Origin of the sequence: Natronocalculus amylovorans (assembly GCF_023638035.1) — an archaeon.
Lineage (GTDB): Archaea > Halobacteriota > Halobacteria > Halobacteriales > Haloferacaceae > Natronocalculus > Natronocalculus amylovorans.
The window spans coordinates 267,326-284,416 of the sequence record NZ_JAKRVX010000003.1 but is presented as its reverse complement, the minus strand read 5'-3'; the positions used below and the strand labels follow the sequence as shown (position 1 = coordinate 284,416).

The window sequence follows — 17,091 nt, the reverse complement described above, 5'->3', positions numbered from 1 at the left end:
CACTGCAACATGTATACTTGTTGAGTCCGAAGAGACGCTGTGCAATCGAGAGGTGCTACAATCGGATCGTTTTTCCAAGATGCTGCACACTGGTGGTATGTTACAAGCGGCAAGCCGGACACCAGAGAGTTGCTCGGTGTTTTCGTTGCAGTGCCGCTTGTTTTAACCCTTATCTGGATATCTCCGATCGGCTACGAATGGGCATTCGATCTGAGTGCGGAGTCTATTTTTGAGAGCCCACATATATTTGTGTCTGCATATACGCTGAGCTACGTCCACCTCGATGGGCAACACCTGTTTGATAATATACTCAACTATTGGGTTACTGTTGCAGCAATCTATCCGCTCGCTGGAGTTGCACAGTGGCGGACACAGTTTCGAACGGCCGTACTCTGTTATGTAACGATTGCACCGCCTGCGATCGCATGGCTAACGCTGTCCACCCTTGGCACCATGACCGATCAAGCAACACTCGGCTTTTCGGGGCTCAACGCAACGCTCATCGGATTTTTATTGGTTGTGCTGTTTGCTGCAGTTGGTGCCGTGAGCGATGATACAATCACGCCACTGTGGGCGATTGTTCCGTTCGCACTTGCGGTAACTGTCTCGCTTGGGACTCAAGTTGGAACTCCGATCGGTGTCCCCATGGTTGCGCTTGTTGCTGTCGGCTCACTCGGCACCGTTGGCGCTGTCTTTTTATTTCGAAGCCGATCGAAACTTGGAGTAATCACACAGAACGAACAGCTTGCGCTGCTTATTGGTGGGACCGTTGCGACGTTTGGCATATTCGGTGCCCTTGTGTTGGTTGGCGATCGAACAAACGTATGGGGACATCTCGGTGGGTTTTTGTTCGGGTTTACAATGCCGTATGTCGCATTTGTCGTTGTTCCAGCCGCAACCCGCCTGTTAGTCCCAGAATGACTGCGTTCGTGCATACTGTCGCTCTTGGGCAAGAATATCCCTGTAGAAGTCCGCCTCGTTCTCTCGAAGCTTTGCGATAATTCGAGCCGCATTGTGTGGGCCGACACCCCGTCCAGCAAGCGCAATCACCGCTTTTTTGCCATGGCTTTGGACAAGGCTTGCCGATCGATACGCACGCTCGGTCTGTTTCTGTTGGTCCTTGTCTTTATCACTCGCTTTCACTGCACTCACAACTTCGTCTGCCCATGGATTCAGCGCCGCAATTCTCGTCGATTCACAGTGTGGACAGTGTGGGTGTTCCTGAACGCGCCGTACTTTGGTTCGCCGTTCATATTCGTGACAGTGCAGACAGAACAGAATGACTCGATCGTTCTGGATTCGTTTTTTGATGGCCGCAATCACGCTTGCATCCGCATTCTCCGGCACAAGCAGCTCTTTGCCACCTGATCGCCCATCAATGCCGATCGGCGTTTCACCACGTGCTGTTTCGATCGTTATAGTGCCTGACTGTATCTCTCTGAGGATGGTTTCGGTCCCCTCAACGTCGAGATCGCGGTGGAACGTCTCTCTCACTGCCTCGTCGTAGACGGCAGTCCCTTCAAGTGCGGCCAGTAACCGATCGCCACCGAATCGGTTCCGGCCTTGATACCGTTTTAACGAGCCAAACTTTGCTGCGACCTGCGCTAATGTGAACTTGAGCGAGTCCGATCGCTTCAGTGCGAGTTCAAGATATGTGGACAGATGGTCTGGGGCTGTTGTTTCAAGCACGTCAATGAATGCGCCCGGCCCCACCGCCGCTGGCACTTCGAAACTGATTCGGTACGGGTCAACCTCCATGCCGACGGATGATCCTGTCTGTTGGCCGATTAGTGCAGAACAGAGCCGGCCAAGTGTCTCATTAATTTCGTGGCCGAATGCGGCGTTGAGACGGACGGTTCGGCCATAGCTTTCGACAACAATTCGATCGTTTGTTGGAACTGGATAGCCTTCTGCGACATGTCGTTCCATCGGCTCAAGCGCTCGTTCAATAGTATATGTATCGGTCGGATAGCGCTGTCGTAGCTCACGTCCAACGGCTGATCGAGATGCGCCATCGTGCAGCTGTGGCTCAACAGCAGCGCGGATTTTACCGACCTCGCTTGCAACCGCTTTCGGGACTGGAATTTCCTGTCCGACCCATGATGGCACCTCCCCACCGGGATCTTCGATCGGCGCGACGTTCACCCTGGCTTCGTCATCGTCGATATCGTTAATCCGCCACATCTCCCCGCGTTGAATAAATACCTCTCCTGGCGATGCGAAATTCACAACGAAGCGCTCATCCAGCGTTCCAATCTGCGTCCTTGAGGACATATCATGGACCTCATAGCTCTCTTCGTCGGGGATCATCGAGAGGTTTGCATAAAAATACTGCCACGTACCGCCTGATTTTTCCAGTCGGTCGTTCTCTTCATCCTCCCAAATGAGTCGATTCCCACGCAGTTCTTTGATGACCGATCGGAACTGTGATTCGGTCAGGTCTCGGAACGGGTACGCGTTTGTAACCAGTCGGAATGCATCGTCGATACGAACCTCGCCAACATCCATAAGGAGACCAACGATCTGATTGGCCACAACGTCCAGGCTCCCATGGTGAATTCCGGCTGGCTCAACCAACCCGGAGACTGCTCGCCGGGCAATTGCGATCGACTCGAATGTATCATCTGCGGAGCTTGTGATAATCGTGCCATCCGATACTTTGTCGTATCTGTGCCCAGCTCTGCCAACGCGTTGTAAGAGCCGCGCAACTTCTCTCGGGCTGCCGTACTGTACGACGTGATCAACACGACCGACATCAATACCAAGCTCCATCGAGGAGGTACAGACCAATGCGTCAATCTCGCCAGTTTTGAATCGGTCTTCGACGTCAATTCGTGCTTCTTTTGCGAGACTTCCGTGGTGAACATCGATGGGGAGCCCGAGTTTCTTGAATCGTGAGCCAAGCGCTTCCGCTGTCTGTCGAGTATTCACAAAAATAAGCGTGGATTCGTGGGCTGTGACAATATCTCGAATTGCTCGGACATGGCTTGCCATCTCCGGTGTGGTCGCAAGTTTGCCAGCAAGCCGATCATCTCGTGGTTCAATTTCCGGCTGGGTAACGGTAAACGAAACACGACTGCCAACCGAAACCTCGACGATCGCATACCCCCGATCCGCGTCCGGGTCTGGCCGTCTCTCGCCCTGATAGCCGGTGAGAAACCGAGCAACCTCAGCAGGCGACCCAACTGTTGCAGACAGCCCAATTCGTTGAAACGAATCTGCCACAATCCGTAGTCGCTCAAGTCCGATCGTTAGCTGTGCACCTCGTTTTGAGGCTGCAAGCTCGTGGACTTCATCAATAATCACATGCGCGACATCCGAGAGTGCTGTTCTAAGTTTCTTGCCAGTCAGCATCGCTTGTAGCGTTTCAGGTGTTGTGACAAGTACATCCGGGGGGTCGTTGGCCTGTTTCTGGCGTTGATACTGTGTTGTGTCTCCGTGCCGAACGTCAATCTCAATATCAAGGTATGAACCCCACCATGCAAGTCGATCCTGCATATCTCGATTCAGTGCGCGTAGGGGGGTAATGTACAGTGCTGAAATCCCGTCCCGATCGGGGGCTTCTGCGATTGCATTAAACACTGGCAGCATCGCAGTCTCGGTCTTTCCGGTCCCGGTGGGTGCAATGACAAGCGCGTTCTGTCCGGAAACAAGCGGTGGAATCGCTTGTCGCTGTGGTGCAGTCGGCGTTGAAAAACCACGCTCAGAGAGTGCCGATCGGACTGCATCACCAAAGAGCGTAAAGACGTCTGCACCAGCAGCCTCCTGCTGTCCACTCATCTATCAGTGGTACTGCTCACAGCGGATTAAGCGCACCGCTCGAAAAGAATACAACTAGCGTTTTTCAGACACTTGGTCGTGTCACCCCATCGTCAGGTGGTGTTTCTGTGGACGCTGTCGATCGTGCCTGCGATCGAAGCGCAAGGAGGCTCACACCGGTCATCAGGAGATCGACCCCAACAATAATGCCGAGCGCCCAAACCGCACTTCCCGGGAACCCCGCGAGGATAATGCCTGCAAGAAGGAGTGAGAAAACACCGTTTACCAGCATTGGTGTCCACCCGTTTTCACCTCGAAAACGGAGTGCCATGGCGATGCTAACCACTCCTTCTGCAATGAAGAATCCAGCGAGGAGGAGCGTCAAGGTTACCAAGCCAATGATCGGTTGTGTAACAAGTGCAACGCCACCGAGGACGAACACGACACCGAGGAGTATATTCCAACTCGTTGCTTTCCACCCTGGGATACGAACAGCATTAACCAGATGAACGATTCCTCCAGCAATGATCAACGCTCCAAAGAGCAGTGAAATAGAAATCCCCGTAATAAATGGGAAGATGACCGCAAACAGTCCAAAGAGGATAAACAACGCTCCTGCAATAAGCAGGACATTCCACCCCATGGTGTACGATTCGGTACTGTCGTCAGATGGAGTTACGACACTCATGACAGACAGAGATACCGTGCCTAATCGCTTAACCGTAGTTCGTGAATAGCGACACATACTGGCACATAGAGCACCACATTTGTTTTTTAAGGGGATACAATGGATGTTTATGTGTTTTCTCTACTCAGATGTTGAGATTTCATACCTGTTGATATGCACCTAATCGTGTCCCGTCGAGCAGGTATGCGTGACCTTCAGACAACGCATCAGGGAGAAATGGAGAGAGAAACGCTTGTCCCTCGACATTGATCCATGTCCCACCTGATCGCTCATTGAACACGGGGAAGACAACAAGCTCAACAGAACCGAAGGCTGTTATGGCTTGATCAGCACCGCACGCACCCTTTGGATTGTCGAATAGTGTTGTCCGATCGAACGTCCCTCTAAGCCATACTTTTTCAACCCGTGTTCCACCAACAGTATCCTGTAGCTGAACGGTTGGATGCTCATGACCCATACAGATGATCTCTGCCTTCGACAATGATGGATCAGGCCATGTGTGACCATGCAAGACGCCTACTGAACGATCACCAACCAAGCCACCAGCACTGTCTATAATTGTCACTCCCGGACGCGAGTCATACTCCGCAACTAATCCACCATCGTGATTGCCAACTGCAAGTGTGAGGCTAACACGCTCAAGAACGGTGTCAAAAAATGTGTCCAGCTCCTCCTTTTCAGCACCAGTTGGTTCTCCGATTCGATGCCCAAGATCACCGAGCACAATGAGTCGATCTGCACCGGTCCGCTCAAGCAATGAACAGACCCGATCGAGCCGCCGATCAGCATTACTTTCCAGTTCGACACCACGTTCATACCGTAACCCAGCCTCAATTCCTGCATGATAATCTGCGATCGCAACTGCGAGTTCATCTCCACAATAAATCCGAGCAGCAGGTTCGTTTGGGATTGGTTCAACGAGTATCCGTGAGCGGCCCATCAGTGTGTCGTAGTAGATAGAGCGATATATTATATCGCTTTCAGCACGCCATCTGTTGGCTCATAGCAGCGGCCGCTCAGGAGGGCGTCGTGGATCGCTGAATCAACAGCATCCGGATCTGCGTTGTATCGATCGGTAACCGTTTCTACAACTGTCGATCGTTCTGCACCGTCACCGTTGTTCAGTTCCTGCATTACGTCGATCGCGGCATCTTCGAGGTTGACTGCGGACGGCTCTGGCTCTCCCGCTGTAGAGCTGTCCGTGTCGTCTGGCTCTGTTAGTTCTGTCTCCGGTTCTGATTCTGCTAGTTCAGGCTCCGGTTTTGGCTCTGTCTCGACCTCGGGCTGTGACGCCGTTTCCGGCTCCACAACTGATTCGGATGGTGTCTCTTCGGCTGTTGTATCAGCGTCGTTTGACGCGATATCCTCGAAATTACCTAGTTCACCTGTATTTTCTGTTTTGGCAGTTTCAGCATCATCTTCCACGACTTCATCTGCCTCTGCTGCTTCCATTGCGTCTGCGAGCTCATCCACATCAGGCACGTCGATTCCTGCTTCTCCAGGGTCATCGACCTCACCACCAGTTGAGAACTCTGTTCCGAACTCTTCTTCGACCGCCTCTCGCTCCTCTGCATCGAGTTCATACATTCCGTCGAGTTCGGCATCCACCTCGTCGTCAACAGTCTCAGTATCAGTCTCACTCTCAGTTTCAGGACTGTCTTCTGGAGAGTCCATTGAAATGTCTTTGAAGTCGCCGATTGGCTCGGCATCATCTATCGCAGTGGACTCCACCGTAGGTTCTTCTTTTATGTGTTCCTCGGTCTCAGCGGGCTGTGCTTGAGTCGGTTCTGCGTCTACCTTTTCGTCTAATTCGGCCCTCGCTTCAGATTCGGATCCAGAGCGTGGCTCTGACTCGTGTGTTGATTCAGCCGAGGGTTCTTCAATTGATACAGCAGAGACTGAGTCGTCGATCGATTCGGACTGTTCGGTAACAGCCGGGTCGTCAACCGCCTCGGCTACTGAATCGGGCTGCACTGTCGCCGCTTCGATCGTTACCGATGTTTCTGGGAGCGACCCAATTGTTGTTGGCGTCTGTTCGTCCGGGGAGACTTCAAGACTCTCAACTGCCTCACGGTTTGCTGCGACAACATTGAGCGCCTGCACTGCAAGCTGCCGCACTGCTTCGAGATACGCTTCCGTTGTCCCGTAATGGTCAATTGCACGTGGAATACCCGCTGCAAGTGATGGCGACGCGCCACCAGCGTGGAGTGCAGCGGTTAGCTCCTCACCTCGAAGGTCGGATTCGAGTGCTTGTTTAAATACGGCAATCCGGTCGAGCGTTGCACGTGCTGTCGTGACAATCGAGTGATCCCGAGTATCTGCATCGATCGTACTCAACCGTTCTGGACGAACCGACGTGTAGACGATGTCGGAGTCTTCCGGCTCAAACGTTCGTGCTTTGCCAGTCAATGCAACGAATGCAGGTGGTGTTGTGGTATCAAGGAATGTCTGTTCTTCGGGCTGGTACTGGCCAGCGTACGTGACAAACGCGCCTGTTGGATCGACAACGCGGCCACGAAGTGTGTCGTCATTGACCCGCTCAACTTCGGTCAGAACACCGGCAACGAAGAGTCGATTTACTCGAGCTCCAGTCGGTGTGACAACATAGTTTGGTGCTCGTTCTTCATCACTTTCGGAGTACGAGAGTGTCGTATGCATAAACTCCGCAGCAAACAGCCGATGCGCAACTTCACGCCGTCCTGGTGCATCGGTGGTACTCATTGCTCCACCTCCAAGAGCGCTGCAGTAGCCGCATCATGTGGTGACTCCGCAAACCGCTCAAACTCATCAGCATTAAGGTTTGCACCGTACTCGTCAACTGAAAGGTTTCCTCGGACTCTGTAGAGACGCCCTTCAAGACGTTCTGCGATCGCCGATGAGACCACTTCTTTATCCATCGCCTCACGCGCAGCATCTTTTGCATCCGAAATATCGCCACCGTACACAGTTGTCGTTAATTCTGTTCCTAAAATTGCGGTGAGTGCATCGGTCCCGTCATCAATAATTGCCTTGATCCTGAGGTCATCCTTGCCTTCAACAGCGCCATGGCTCCGACACTGCCCGTTTTGAATGACACGGCCACATTCAGGACATCGCTCAATGAGACCTGAGCCGTCACGAACTTCGAGGACAGTGCCAACAACCTCTACGTCGTACATTCCACCAGCATCAAGCGCATCTGCAATCGCCATCCGCGGAGCGTTTTCAGTGACCTGAACAGGAGTCTCCAGCGAGGTTACTGTCGAGAATTCCGAGAGGTTCACTGAGGGAACACCACGAAACTCCCGAATATAGGTGTCTTCGATACGGATACTTGCCCCAGGTTCAATCTCCGATCGTGGCTGCCAATCAGTAAATGGCAGTTTTGTTGTCTCATCTGCAAGAACGCCCGAGAGGATTTCTGTCTCTCCATCACGCCCATTGATTGTTCGTGTTTCGACCGCTAGAACACGAACCTCAACGTTCTGACCACGATCGCCGGGCTCCAGTTCAAGCAGCGTCGCATCACCACCGACAGCATAGGGGACCGTGACAGTTTCGTCCGCAAATGCAACCGTGGTGTTCGCCCCAAGATTGAGCTCTGGGTTACCATCCCACTCTCGGATGTTCGCATTACCGATTGTAATCGAATCACCGGCCTCAAATCCGAAGTCCTGCCACGAAGTGTACGAGATCGTCCCCGTCTCATCAGCGAACGTTCCTTCGCGGATCGTGTTATCTTCACCTTGGTATCTGATCGTTCGTGTGCCGACATTGAGGACGCGAACGGTGACATTCACCGAATTGTGTTCGGTTGAGATATCACGAATCGAAACAGACTCGGGTGTCACTGACTCGGTTGTTCCGCCGCCGTGTTTCCGGCGGACACTCTGTTTTGCTTCGTCGATCGGCACGCTATACTGCAAAAGGTTTTCTAGGTCGTCTTTGACCTCCGTTTTATCAACACCGAGAGCGGAGGCAAGCTCTTCGGCATGGCTGTCGATATCCATCACTTTCGATTCGTTCGCCTTAGGTTAAAACTGTTCGCGCCCGCATCACACATTTCCAGACAGCCAGCACTACTAACTACCTGTAGACGAATCAGCGTGTATGGCAGAGCGTCTTGAATACACCACAACAATCACTGGTGAACGAACTGAGGTGCGAGTTGCTGGCGAAGGCGACATTGCAGTTGTTATCCGATCGAAAAGCGGCGAGCGAATCTATCTCCCACCAGAATGGGAGGTGGGAGAGCAGTCATCACAATCTCAAACAAGCCCGTATGACCGAAGTGAAGCGACTCCGTATGACCGTCAAACGCCGTACGATCGCCAAACGCCGTACGACCGACAGACATCATACCAAGGACAAAGTAGCGACGCAACAAGCACACGCGGCGTCATTCGGACCCGACGTGGATTCCGTATTGTTCATCCAGAGCCTGCAACTGACGTAACTGTTCTTTGTGGCGATCAGGCAGTCTCTGCAAGCTCTTCGTAGACTGCGATAATTTCGCCAGTCATCTGTTTCCACGTCCGTTCTTCGTACTGTGGTGGCTCCGTTCGAGCGAGTGCTTCTTCAATCCCCGCAACGATTGACTCAGAGTCTGGAGTTACTTCAATAAGAAGCCCATCAGGGAGCGTCTCTCTGACTCCCGATTTCGTTGCAACGACGTGTGAGCCCGCTGCCAGTGCTTCAGTGATTGTCAGCCCAAACGGCTCCGCAAGCGATGGCGAGACAAACACATCAGAGGCAGCATAGTAATCCCCCAACGTCTTACTCGGGATGTAGCCAGCAAAGATCACTTGATCCTCGATCCCGAGAATAGATGCAAACTCTTTCAACTGCTCTGTCTGGTGACCAGTACCACCAACGACCAAGGTAACATCGGAGCGTCGAAGCTTTTTCATTGCATACAACAGATGCGAAATTCCCTTCTGATCGGTGTGTCGGCCAACAAACAGTACCATTGGTCCCTCAATACCCAGTTCCAATCGGACATCTTTGCCTGATGGCTCAACTGAAGCAAACCCATTGTGTATCACCGTAGAGTCAGCATCGTAGAGCTGTTTTACATCATCCGCCACAAGCTGGCTGACGGAGATGAGATGATCTGCCTCTTGAGCAAGTTTGTGTTCGGTCTCGACCTCTAGCTGTGGTGGGTCGATGTTCCGATCGGAAGAAAGCGAATGAAATGAGGAAACCCAGACAGCATCCGATTCCGCGGCTGCCTGTCGCCCAGGGTTATATCCAAACCAATCGTGGGTGTGAATAATATCTGCATCTCGTGAGCGTTCAACAAACGTGTCGGTTAGCTTGTCAACTCGTCCGCGAACATCGCCATCGCCAGTCTCCACTGGCACCAACTCATCTCGTGGCTCAGCCGGCGCAAACTCTGCAGGAAAAATAAGTTCGATATCAATACCTGCATCAACGAGTTCCGAGACAAGATAGCCAACGTGTGTATCGAGTCCACCGGTGACGTTTGGTGGGATACCCCACCCAAGCATTCGGACAGAAAGTGACATACTGGTGTTTGTGTGAACAGCCTCTTAGCTTTTAGGCTCAATCGAAACGACCATGCCTGCTGCGTTCGTTCTCGCTGGCATGTATGTAGTCGTCAACGCGGCAATGAGCGTCGACGGGAAACTCTCATCACGACAACGCGAGCAGATCGCGATTAGTGGCCCGAGTGATTTCGATCGCGTCGATCGAATCCGAGCGGCTGCAGATGGTGTAATGGTTGGCGTCGGGACCGTACTTGCGGATGATCCACATCTAACGCTCGATGTTGAAGATAGACGAGTACATCGCCTCAAAAATGGCCGCTCTGGAAACCCCGCTCGTGTAGTTGCAGACTCCCGTGCTCGAACACCGCCTGACGCAAGAATACTTGATGACGAAGCAACAACGTATGTATTGGTTTCGTCGGCTGCGCCAACCGATCGACTTGAAGCGCTCGGTGATGCTGGTGCGGAGATCATTACCGCTGGCAGCGATCAGGTTGACCTCAAAACTGCATTCGATACGTTAGAAACGGAGGGTGTCAACCGGCTTATGGTCGAAGGCGGTGGCGAGTTGATCTTCTCGTTGATCGAATTAGGGGTTGTAGACGAGCTAACCGTGTATGTCGGAACAAAAATCATCGGGGGTCGAGATGCACCAACATTAGCCGACGGTGATGGCTTCGTTACTGACTTCCCTACAGTAGCTCTTGAGTCGGTCGATCGGATGGATGATGGAGTCCTTCTGAGCTATACGATGGAATAACGATGGAAGTGCGTACGTCCAACACACGCGTGGAACTATTTTATGATAGGCGTACCTATTGTTCATTATGAGCACGACAACTGCCTCGGAGCCGATCCACGTCGAGAGTGAATCCCAATTTGACGAACTGCTTGAGTCGAATGCGGTGGTTCTTGTTGATTACCACGCAGAGTGGTGCGGCCCATGTAAGATGCTTGAGCCAACGGTCAAAGACGTTGCTGCAGAGTCGGACGCTGCGGTACTCAAAGTAGATATTGATGAGCTTCGATCAATCGCAGAGAAACGAGGCATCCGTAGTGTACCAACGCTTGAGTTCTACAGCAATGGTGAACTCAAAGACACAGTCATTGGCGTGCAAGACAAAGACGACCTCCTCGATGCAATCGCCAAACTTGCTTAATCTGCGCTACTCCTGAAATGCATCTAGAACCGCCTCGTGTGCGGTTCCGTTCGTCGCAACTAACCCCGTTGAGTCATGTCGCCAGTGATTGCCGTCAAGATCAGTCACGGTCCCACCTGCTTGCCGAACAAGGTGAACACCACCAACGGTATCCCATGGATGAAGCTCAACTGTTGAGACCGCTCCCTGTAACTCTCCACTTGCAACACCAGCGAGCGTTGCGTGTGCGGAGCCTGCTCGTCTCATATCACCGAATGTGGAGATGATCGTCTCCGTTGCCGCAACAAGTTCTGTGCGGTGGATATCTGCAAGTCCAAAGATTGGCGTGAGTGTAAACGCGGCAGGATTCGACAGTGTACTTACCGTTACTGAGTCGCCCGATCGATGTGTCCACTCCGCTCCAGCGGTATATGTTTCACCAAGTGCTGGAAGTGCGGTCGTCGCGGCGATGGGCTCACCATCAACTGTTGCTGCAACTGCAACGCCCCAGACTCGGTTTCCCGCAATGTAGTTATTTGTGCCATCGATCGGATCGATAATCCATGCTGGCCCCTCAGCAGGCACGACTGACGGTGCGTTGTTCTCTTCGCCAATGATTGGCTCTTCGGGGAACGCCGCTTCCAATTGTTCAGTGAGTTCCGTCTGGACGGTCCGATCGATCTCGGTGACAGAGTCCAGAATCCCTTGCTTTGTGTCGACAGTAAGTGTCGATCGAAAGTGTTCAAGCGCGATCTCTGCACCATACTCGGCAGCGCGAGCGGTGGCCGCACGTCGATCGGAAATAGTCATATCTGTATGGTGACGGTAATACTGCAAGTGTGTTGTGCCTGCGGTGAGTTGTTATACAACCTCACCAAACACGGTAGAGTGGCCGGTCATTCGGTGGTGCATTCGAACGGTTGCATCGGCCTCCGCTTCCGAGTCCACTAGCTTCTCAAACCGACAGTGTCGACAAACCACATGATACTGCTGCTGCATGGCAACCATAAAGAGAGTGCTAGTGTGAGAAACGCATAGTTATCCATAGCCTACGGGGAGTGATCTCGTTGAACGGTGATCGATTAGTTCCAGAACTGTTCAATCCCAAATGTAAGCATATCAGGGCTCACAGGCGTGAACTCCTCGCGCTCGTGTTCAGGAAAATAACCACGGACGCTGTTCCATGACTCTCTCGCATACCGCGCATCGACAAGTACACGAATACCCTTCTCATCCTGTCCACGAATCACACGACCGATCGCTTGACGAGATTTTCGAACGGCAGGGACGGTAAGCGCGGTTTCGAATCCGTTTCCGAATCGCCGATCGTATGCGGTCATTACGGCGCGTGTTCGTGGACTTGCAGTATTAACCAGCGGAACACCACAGATGACTGCTGCATGGAGCCGATCGCCGCTGTAATCGACACCTTCGGTGAGCGTCCCACGAAGGCTTGTAACGAGAACTTTGTCTTCCCCATCAAAGAACGATGATTTAAGCGAGTTTGTCGCCCGATCGCCGCTTGATTCATCAAGAAGCACCGGTTTGTCGATCCGTTGTTCGAGAACCTCCGCAATCCACGTTGCCTCACGATAGCTTGGCATGCCAACAAGGACGTTTCCGGGCGACGCTGCAACCGCAACCACCGCATCAGCGTGGGCTTGCCGAGTTGGTGTCTTCTCTCCGGGGTCACCACGGTTTTCGTAGGTGAATTTTGGTGCATCAACAGCGAAGCTCGCCCGGTTTGACGCAGGGAATGTGAGTCCGTACGTCTTCCGCGAAACCGGCCGATCGGATCTTCTGAGGTGGTCTAATCCGGACACCTGCTCAAAGACGTCAATCGGAGCCAGAGTTGCGCTCATCAGAATACCACCACCAAACTCGGCGAGTCGATCGCCGATTGCATCACCAGGAACACAGTTGTATAACACTAGACTCGCATTGTACGCTCGTCGCCACGATGTCGCCGGTTCGGACTGTTCCCACGTTCGTGAGAGTTCGATCTCTCTGAAATAGTCGCTGTGGTCATGGAGATACCATGCGCTAAGTGTTCGTCCAACTGCAGGGATGCTTCGTTTTGTATCTTCGTCTTCAACCTCATTGAGTACCCGACCAACGAGGCTCCCGATAATCTCCGCTCGTGACCACACACCATCAGTATACCCTTGCTCGTCAGCCCAGTCGGTCAGTTCGTCTGGCTGTGGTGTTTTCGGATCACGAAGCGGAATCTCTTCATCAGGCAGGTCTTTCAGACTCGATCGCCAGTTGGGGTGTTCGCTGTCAAGATGAGCGGTGACTCGCCGGTCAAGTTCCTCACGGAGATCGTGAATAAACGATCGAAACGACTTCAACTCACGAATCGAGACATCGCTGGCTTCGATCTCTGCGCGAACTGTTTGGACATCAGTATTGAACTGTTGGCGATCGTCCGTCAACGGCTGAATGATTCGTGTCAGTTCGCTCTCTGCAGTTTGAAGCGTTCGATCACCAACGTGCTGGCTCACCAGATCACGAACCCGCGGTTCAAGCATATGCGCCTCATCGCAGACGAGAAACGTCTCCTCGTTAATAACCGGGCCCGTAAACGTCCCTGACGTGAGTGGGTCGAATCCATGATAGTAGTTTCCAATAACAACTTCGACGTGCGGGAGCACCGCACCCATCACTGAGTGGGGACAACTCCCGTGGCTTGCAGCCAGTGCGACCAGTTGCTCTGTATCCATCAATCCCTTATCCGTAATATCGAACGGCACTGCTTCGATCGGATCCCCGTCCTCCGGCAGATCATCGAGATATGTCGCATAGAACGGACAGTATTCGGTGCTTGCAGTGCCGCTTCCATGCTCCGGCATCGATGGGAGATACGGTGTCGGCTCGTCAGCAGTTTTGAGATAGGTTGGTCCGCCAGTACCTGAGTTCCCAAGCCCAGTTTGAGCCCGGCGTGCCTGTTCGGCAAGCGCACCGGCAGACGTTGACCCCCCATCACCGACGAGATTTCGTGTCCGTTCTCTGAGCCCTTCACAGCGTTCATAGACGCTTTGTTCGTCAATATTGCCACAGCCTTCACGGCTGTACGGACAGACATCCGCCTTCCCCACGATCGTCAACCCGGAGATCGGCGCATAGTTCGCAGGCAGATTTTCGTTGATCGTGTTGAGATCGGTTTCAAACTGTCTGAGCTGTTGTTTTACGCTTGTTAGCACGACAACACGTTCATATTGTGAGTCTGGATCACGAACCCGATCGATCCCAGCAGTGAGCGCGAGCATGGTCTTTCCGGTTCCGCACGCGCCCTCGATCACGGTGTACCCGCCGGCATCTGCGGTTTCAATCGCAGTCTCAATCCCGTCTGCTTGCTCCGAATACGGGCGTGAGTGCCCGAAGATATCGCTCCACGGCTGTTCGGTCATGGACGGACACCCGTTGTATGCATCTACCAGTTACTCGGCGCCCCATCACTGATAAATCCTCAGAGTCAGCCTAGAGTAGACTCATTCCATGGACAATTACGGAGACGTTATTCGCAAACAGAAACAGCCCAAAGGCAACGAGACAGCCAAGCCAGCATTCCAGGCTTACGGCAAACAGTCTTTGTCCGGTACCGGTCGATCGGTTCAACAGTCGAAGGATTCCTTCAAACGCGATCGCACTCACAACGGCTGCGACAACGTGGGTGCCAACAAGTATCCACAGCGGTTGCACAAGGAGCCACGCCATAATCGGGTTCGCCTCTGCGTGGAGGCCAACCGCTGCTGCGGCATACATCGAAGTAAGCAGATCAACGGTCAACAATAAAAACAATGCGACCGCAAGCCACCCCCAATACTCGGTGGGGCGGGCACGCAAGATGGTTGACTGACGTTGATTCGACCCCGATACAGGCGGTTCCATACCGTTCATTCCACGTCTAGGTATCAATATGTTGCGCCGGGGCAACCACCTTTTTGCATACTGTCGTCGATATTCACCGTAATGATACGAAGCGATCGAATGGCTGCTGTCGATCGAAATGCGGAGGCCCTTGGTATTCCCCGCAAGCAACTGATGGAATCAAGCGGGAACGCCATTGCCCGCGTGGTTCGTGAGCACGTGTCTCCTGGTGAAAGGGTGGTGTTCGTTTGTGGGCGGGGTAACAACGGTGGTGATGCCTTCGTCGCTGCACGATTCCTTTCGGAGTACCAGACAGAGACAATACTACTCGGCAAGCCGGAAACGATCACAACCGTAATTGCAAAAGAGAACTGGGATGCACTACGCAACAGCGAGTCTAAGACACAGGTTGTAAGAGACAGCAGCGAGCTCTCGTCGATCGATCTTGACAGCGCTGATGTGGTTGTCGATGCGATGATCGGGACTGGTGTCTCCGGGTCGCTTCGAGAGCCAGAAGCAACAGCGGCGCACGTAATTAACGATACAGATGCAGTGACGGTCGCCATCGATGTTCCATCAGGTATTGATGCTGATACCGGGAAGGCAGCGGGAATTGCAGTCAACGCAGATTACGTGGTTACCTTCCACGATACAAAACCAGGCCTCGAAACGCTGTCAGCATCCGTGACGGTTCACGATATCGGGATTCCAGACGCAGCGTCAGTATTTGTTGGTCCTGGCGATCTTGACGCTGAAAAGCGGGCTTCCGAGAGCCACAAGGGAGACCACGGGACAGTAGCAGTGATCGGCGGCGGGCCCTACACTGGGGCACCGACCCTTACTGCACGCGCTGCGTTGCGATCGGGGACAGATCTGGTTCGCGTCGTTGTTCCGGAGGTGATTGCACGGGAGGTACAAGGATTCAGCGAGAATCTTATTGTTCGATCGTATGCGGGCGATCGGCTTACGCCGGAGCAGCTTGAGTCTGTCATGCCGATCGCAGCAGACAACGATGTTGTTGTGCTTGGGCCAGGACTCGGTGACCATCCGGAGACGATCGAGGCAGTTGGACAGTTTTTACAGTCGTATGATGGCAAGGCAGTGATTGATGCAGACGCATTATCCGTTGTCCCAGATGTAGACACCAATGCGACGCTCATCTGTACCCCACATCAGGGCGAACTGAAAAAGATGGGTGGAAAGACGGACATTGCGTGGCGAGAGCGGAAAGCGCTGGTCGAGTCGTTTGCGGGGCAAATCGAGCAGACAGTACTGGTGAAAGGAGCCTACGACATTGTTACAGATGGGAAAGAGACGAGGGTCAACCGAACAGGGAACCCCGGGATGACGGTTGGTGGAACTGGTGATGTTCTCGCCGGCGTTACCGGGTCGCTGTTCGCCACGTCTCCCCCACTTACCGCGGCCTCTGTCGGTGCATATCTCACCGGCACCGCAGGCGATATTGCGTTTGAACAGTCTGGAAATGGACTCATGGCGACGGATTTAATCGACCTGCTCCCGGAGGCACGTCGCACGCATGAGTGAAGAGCCATCACCGACTGATGCTGGTTCGACAGACCAGCTCACACACACAGATGAGGCAGGAAACGTCCAAATGGTCGATGTTGGAGCAAAACCGGACACTGCGCGCCGTGCTGTTGCAGAAGGTCATATTCACCTTTCAGAAAGTACAGTGGAGGCGATCGAAACAGACACCGTTGAGAAAGGGGACGTGCTTGCGACCGCACGGGTTGGCGCTGTCCAAGCCGTCAAACACACTTGGGAGACGATTCCGATGTGCCACCAGATTCCGATCACCAACATTGATACGGAGTTTAGGATTTTGGACGATCGAGTTGTGCTGTCGGTTGCTGTGGAGACAACCGGAAAAACCGGATGTGAGATGGAAGCGCTTGAGGGTGTCACAACCGGTTTGAATGTAGTGTGGGATATGGTCAAAGCCGCAGAGAAGGATTCGAAGGGACAGTACCCAGGAACTGCGATCGAGAACGTCCACGTCGTCTCCAAAGAGAAGCACCAGATTTCATAGGGCGTGTCTCGGTTGCTGTCACCCACACCTCTTTGCTGATAGCAGTCCCGTTGCAGTGTATGTCCGAAACTACAGCTGGAACTGGAACTGGGACTG

At 53.2% G+C, this 17,091-nt stretch carries 15 protein-coding genes; 6 read left to right on the top strand and 9 right to left on the bottom strand.

Annotated elements, in window-relative coordinates:
* The first annotated feature begins 39 nt into the window (after window positions 1-39).
* The gene (locus AArcSt2_RS09560) at window positions 40-921 is read left to right on the top strand and encodes a hypothetical protein (protein WP_250584206.1); all 882 of its coding nucleotides are present in this window, start codon (window positions 40-42) and stop codon (window positions 919-921) included.
* Here the strand turns inward: AArcSt2_RS09560 and AArcSt2_RS09555 are convergent.
* From AArcSt2_RS09555 to AArcSt2_RS09535, 5 genes are all read right to left on the bottom strand, one after another.
* Window positions 907-3,780, bottom strand: coding sequence for a DEAD/DEAH box helicase (locus AArcSt2_RS09555; RefSeq protein ID WP_250584204.1), 2,874 nt, complete (start codon window positions 3,778-3,780; stop codon window positions 907-909). The two genes, AArcSt2_RS09560 and AArcSt2_RS09555, sit on opposite strands and share 15 nt — an antisense overlap.
* Window positions 3,781-3,844: 64 nt before the next feature.
* Window positions 3,845-4,447, bottom strand: coding sequence for an HdeD family acid-resistance protein (locus AArcSt2_RS09550; protein ID WP_250584202.1), 603 nt, complete (start codon window positions 4,445-4,447; stop codon window positions 3,845-3,847).
* A 139-nt stretch (window positions 4,448-4,586) separates the two neighbouring features.
* A complete protein-coding gene (locus tag AArcSt2_RS09545) occupies window positions 4,587-5,387 on the bottom strand; it encodes a metallophosphoesterase (RefSeq protein ID WP_250584200.1) in 801 nt (266 codons plus the stop codon).
* Between the two features lie 29 nt (window positions 5,388-5,416).
* Window positions 5,417-7,168, bottom strand: a complete 1,752-nt coding sequence (locus AArcSt2_RS09540; protein ID WP_250584198.1) for a hypothetical protein — start codon at window positions 7,166-7,168, stop codon at window positions 5,417-5,419.
* Window positions 7,165-8,436: a Single-stranded DNA binding protein gene (locus AArcSt2_RS09535; RefSeq protein WP_250584196.1), complete on the bottom strand. Its 1,272-nt coding sequence runs from the start codon at window positions 8,434-8,436 to the stop codon at window positions 7,165-7,167. Before AArcSt2_RS09535 ends, AArcSt2_RS09540 begins: the two co-directional genes overlap by 4 nt.
* A 100-nt stretch (window positions 8,437-8,536) precedes the next feature.
* On the opposite strand from AArcSt2_RS09535, the gene AArcSt2_RS09530 reads away from it, so the two are divergent.
* Complete coding sequence (locus tag AArcSt2_RS09530; RefSeq protein WP_174653710.1) at window positions 8,537-8,926, top strand: DUF7510 family protein; 390 nt, start codon at window positions 8,537-8,539, stop codon at window positions 8,924-8,926.
* Here the strand turns inward: AArcSt2_RS09530 and AArcSt2_RS09525 are convergent.
* On the bottom strand, window positions 8,899-9,936 hold the full coding sequence (locus tag AArcSt2_RS09525; RefSeq protein WP_250584504.1) for a glycosyltransferase family 4 protein: 1,038 nt from the start codon (window positions 9,934-9,936) through the stop codon (window positions 8,899-8,901). The genes AArcSt2_RS09530 and AArcSt2_RS09525 overlap by 28 nt on opposite strands.
* 97 nt (window positions 9,937-10,033) lie before the next feature.
* Between AArcSt2_RS09525 and AArcSt2_RS09520 the strand changes: the two genes are divergently transcribed.
* Window positions 10,034-10,696, top strand: coding sequence for a 2,5-diamino-6-(ribosylamino)-4(3H)-pyrimidinone 5'-phosphate reductase (locus tag AArcSt2_RS09520; protein WP_250584502.1), 663 nt, complete (start codon window positions 10,034-10,036; stop codon window positions 10,694-10,696).
* 67 nt (window positions 10,697-10,763) lie between these two features.
* The gene (gene trxA, locus AArcSt2_RS09515; RefSeq protein WP_174653711.1) at window positions 10,764-11,096 is read left to right on the top strand and encodes a thioredoxin; all 333 of its coding nucleotides are present in this window, start codon (window positions 10,764-10,766) and stop codon (window positions 11,094-11,096) included.
* A 6-nt stretch (window positions 11,097-11,102) separates the two neighbouring features.
* Here trxA and AArcSt2_RS09510 read toward each other — a convergent pair whose 3' ends face one another.
* From AArcSt2_RS09510 to AArcSt2_RS09500, 3 genes are all read right to left on the bottom strand, one after another.
* Window positions 11,103-11,885, bottom strand: a complete 783-nt coding sequence (locus AArcSt2_RS09510; protein WP_250584194.1) for an inositol monophosphatase family protein — start codon at window positions 11,883-11,885, stop codon at window positions 11,103-11,105.
* A gap of 272 nt (window positions 11,886-12,157) precedes the next feature.
* Complete coding sequence (locus tag AArcSt2_RS09505) at window positions 12,158-14,485, bottom strand: ATP-dependent DNA helicase (RefSeq protein WP_250584193.1); 2,328 nt, start codon at window positions 14,483-14,485, stop codon at window positions 12,158-12,160.
* 70 nt (window positions 14,486-14,555) lie between these two features.
* Window positions 14,556-14,966 (bottom strand): hypothetical protein, encoded by a 411-nt coding sequence (locus AArcSt2_RS09500; RefSeq protein ID WP_174653714.1) that lies wholly within the window; start codon window positions 14,964-14,966, stop codon window positions 14,556-14,558.
* Window positions 14,967-15,047: 81 nt separating this feature from the next.
* Between AArcSt2_RS09500 and AArcSt2_RS09495 the strand changes: the two genes are divergently transcribed.
* Window positions 15,048-16,490 carry an NAD(P)H-hydrate dehydratase gene (locus tag AArcSt2_RS09495; RefSeq protein ID WP_250584191.1) on the top strand — a complete coding sequence of 481 codons (1,443 nt, stop codon included), beginning with the start codon at window positions 15,048-15,050 and terminating at the stop codon, window positions 16,488-16,490.
* Window positions 16,483-16,995, top strand: a complete 513-nt coding sequence (gene moaC, locus AArcSt2_RS09490; RefSeq protein ID WP_250584189.1) for a cyclic pyranopterin monophosphate synthase MoaC — start codon at window positions 16,483-16,485, stop codon at window positions 16,993-16,995. The genes AArcSt2_RS09495 and moaC overlap by 8 nt, the downstream gene beginning before the upstream one ends.
* The last annotated feature ends 96 nt before the right edge of the window (window positions 16,996-17,091 follow it).

Bases quoted from the DNA above. Each gene is read 5' to 3' on its own strand.
- AArcSt2_RS09555 (WP_250584204.1), bottom strand. From the start codon at position 3,780: ATGAGTGGACAGCAGGAGGCTGCTGGTGCAGACGTCTTTACGCTCTTT.
- AArcSt2_RS09550 (WP_250584202.1), bottom strand. From the start codon at position 4,447: ATGAGTGTCGTAACTCCATCTGACGACAGTACCGAATCGTACACCATG.
- AArcSt2_RS09545 (WP_250584200.1), bottom strand. From the start codon at position 5,387: ATGGGCCGCTCACGGATACTCGTTGAACCAATCCCAAACGAACCTGCT.
- AArcSt2_RS09540 (WP_250584198.1), bottom strand. From the start codon at position 7,168: ATGAGTACCACCGATGCACCAGGACGGCGTGAAGTTGCGCATCGGCTG.
- AArcSt2_RS09535 (WP_250584196.1), bottom strand. From the start codon at position 8,436: ATGGATATCGACAGCCATGCCGAAGAGCTTGCCTCCGCTCTCGGTGTT.
- AArcSt2_RS09530 (WP_174653710.1), top strand. From the start codon at position 8,537: ATGGCAGAGCGTCTTGAATACACCACAACAATCACTGGTGAACGAACT.
- AArcSt2_RS09525 (WP_250584504.1), bottom strand. From the start codon at position 9,936: ATGCTTGGGTGGGGTATCCCACCAAACGTCACCGGTGGACTCGATACA.
- AArcSt2_RS09520 (WP_250584502.1), top strand. From the start codon at position 10,034: ATGTATGTAGTCGTCAACGCGGCAATGAGCGTCGACGGGAAACTCTCA.
- trxA (WP_174653711.1), top strand. From the start codon at position 10,764: ATGAGCACGACAACTGCCTCGGAGCCGATCCACGTCGAGAGTGAATCC.
- AArcSt2_RS09510 (WP_250584194.1), bottom strand. From the start codon at position 11,885: ATGACTATTTCCGATCGACGTGCGGCCACCGCTCGCGCTGCCGAGTAT.
- AArcSt2_RS09505 (WP_250584193.1), bottom strand. From the start codon at position 14,485: ATGACCGAACAGCCGTGGAGCGATATCTTCGGGCACTCACGCCCGTAT.
- AArcSt2_RS09500 (WP_174653714.1), bottom strand. From the start codon at position 14,966: ATGGAACCGCCTGTATCGGGGTCGAATCAACGTCAGTCAACCATCTTG.
- AArcSt2_RS09495 (WP_250584191.1), top strand. From the start codon at position 15,048: ATGATACGAAGCGATCGAATGGCTGCTGTCGATCGAAATGCGGAGGCC.
- moaC (WP_250584189.1), top strand. From the start codon at position 16,483: ATGAGTGAAGAGCCATCACCGACTGATGCTGGTTCGACAGACCAGCTC.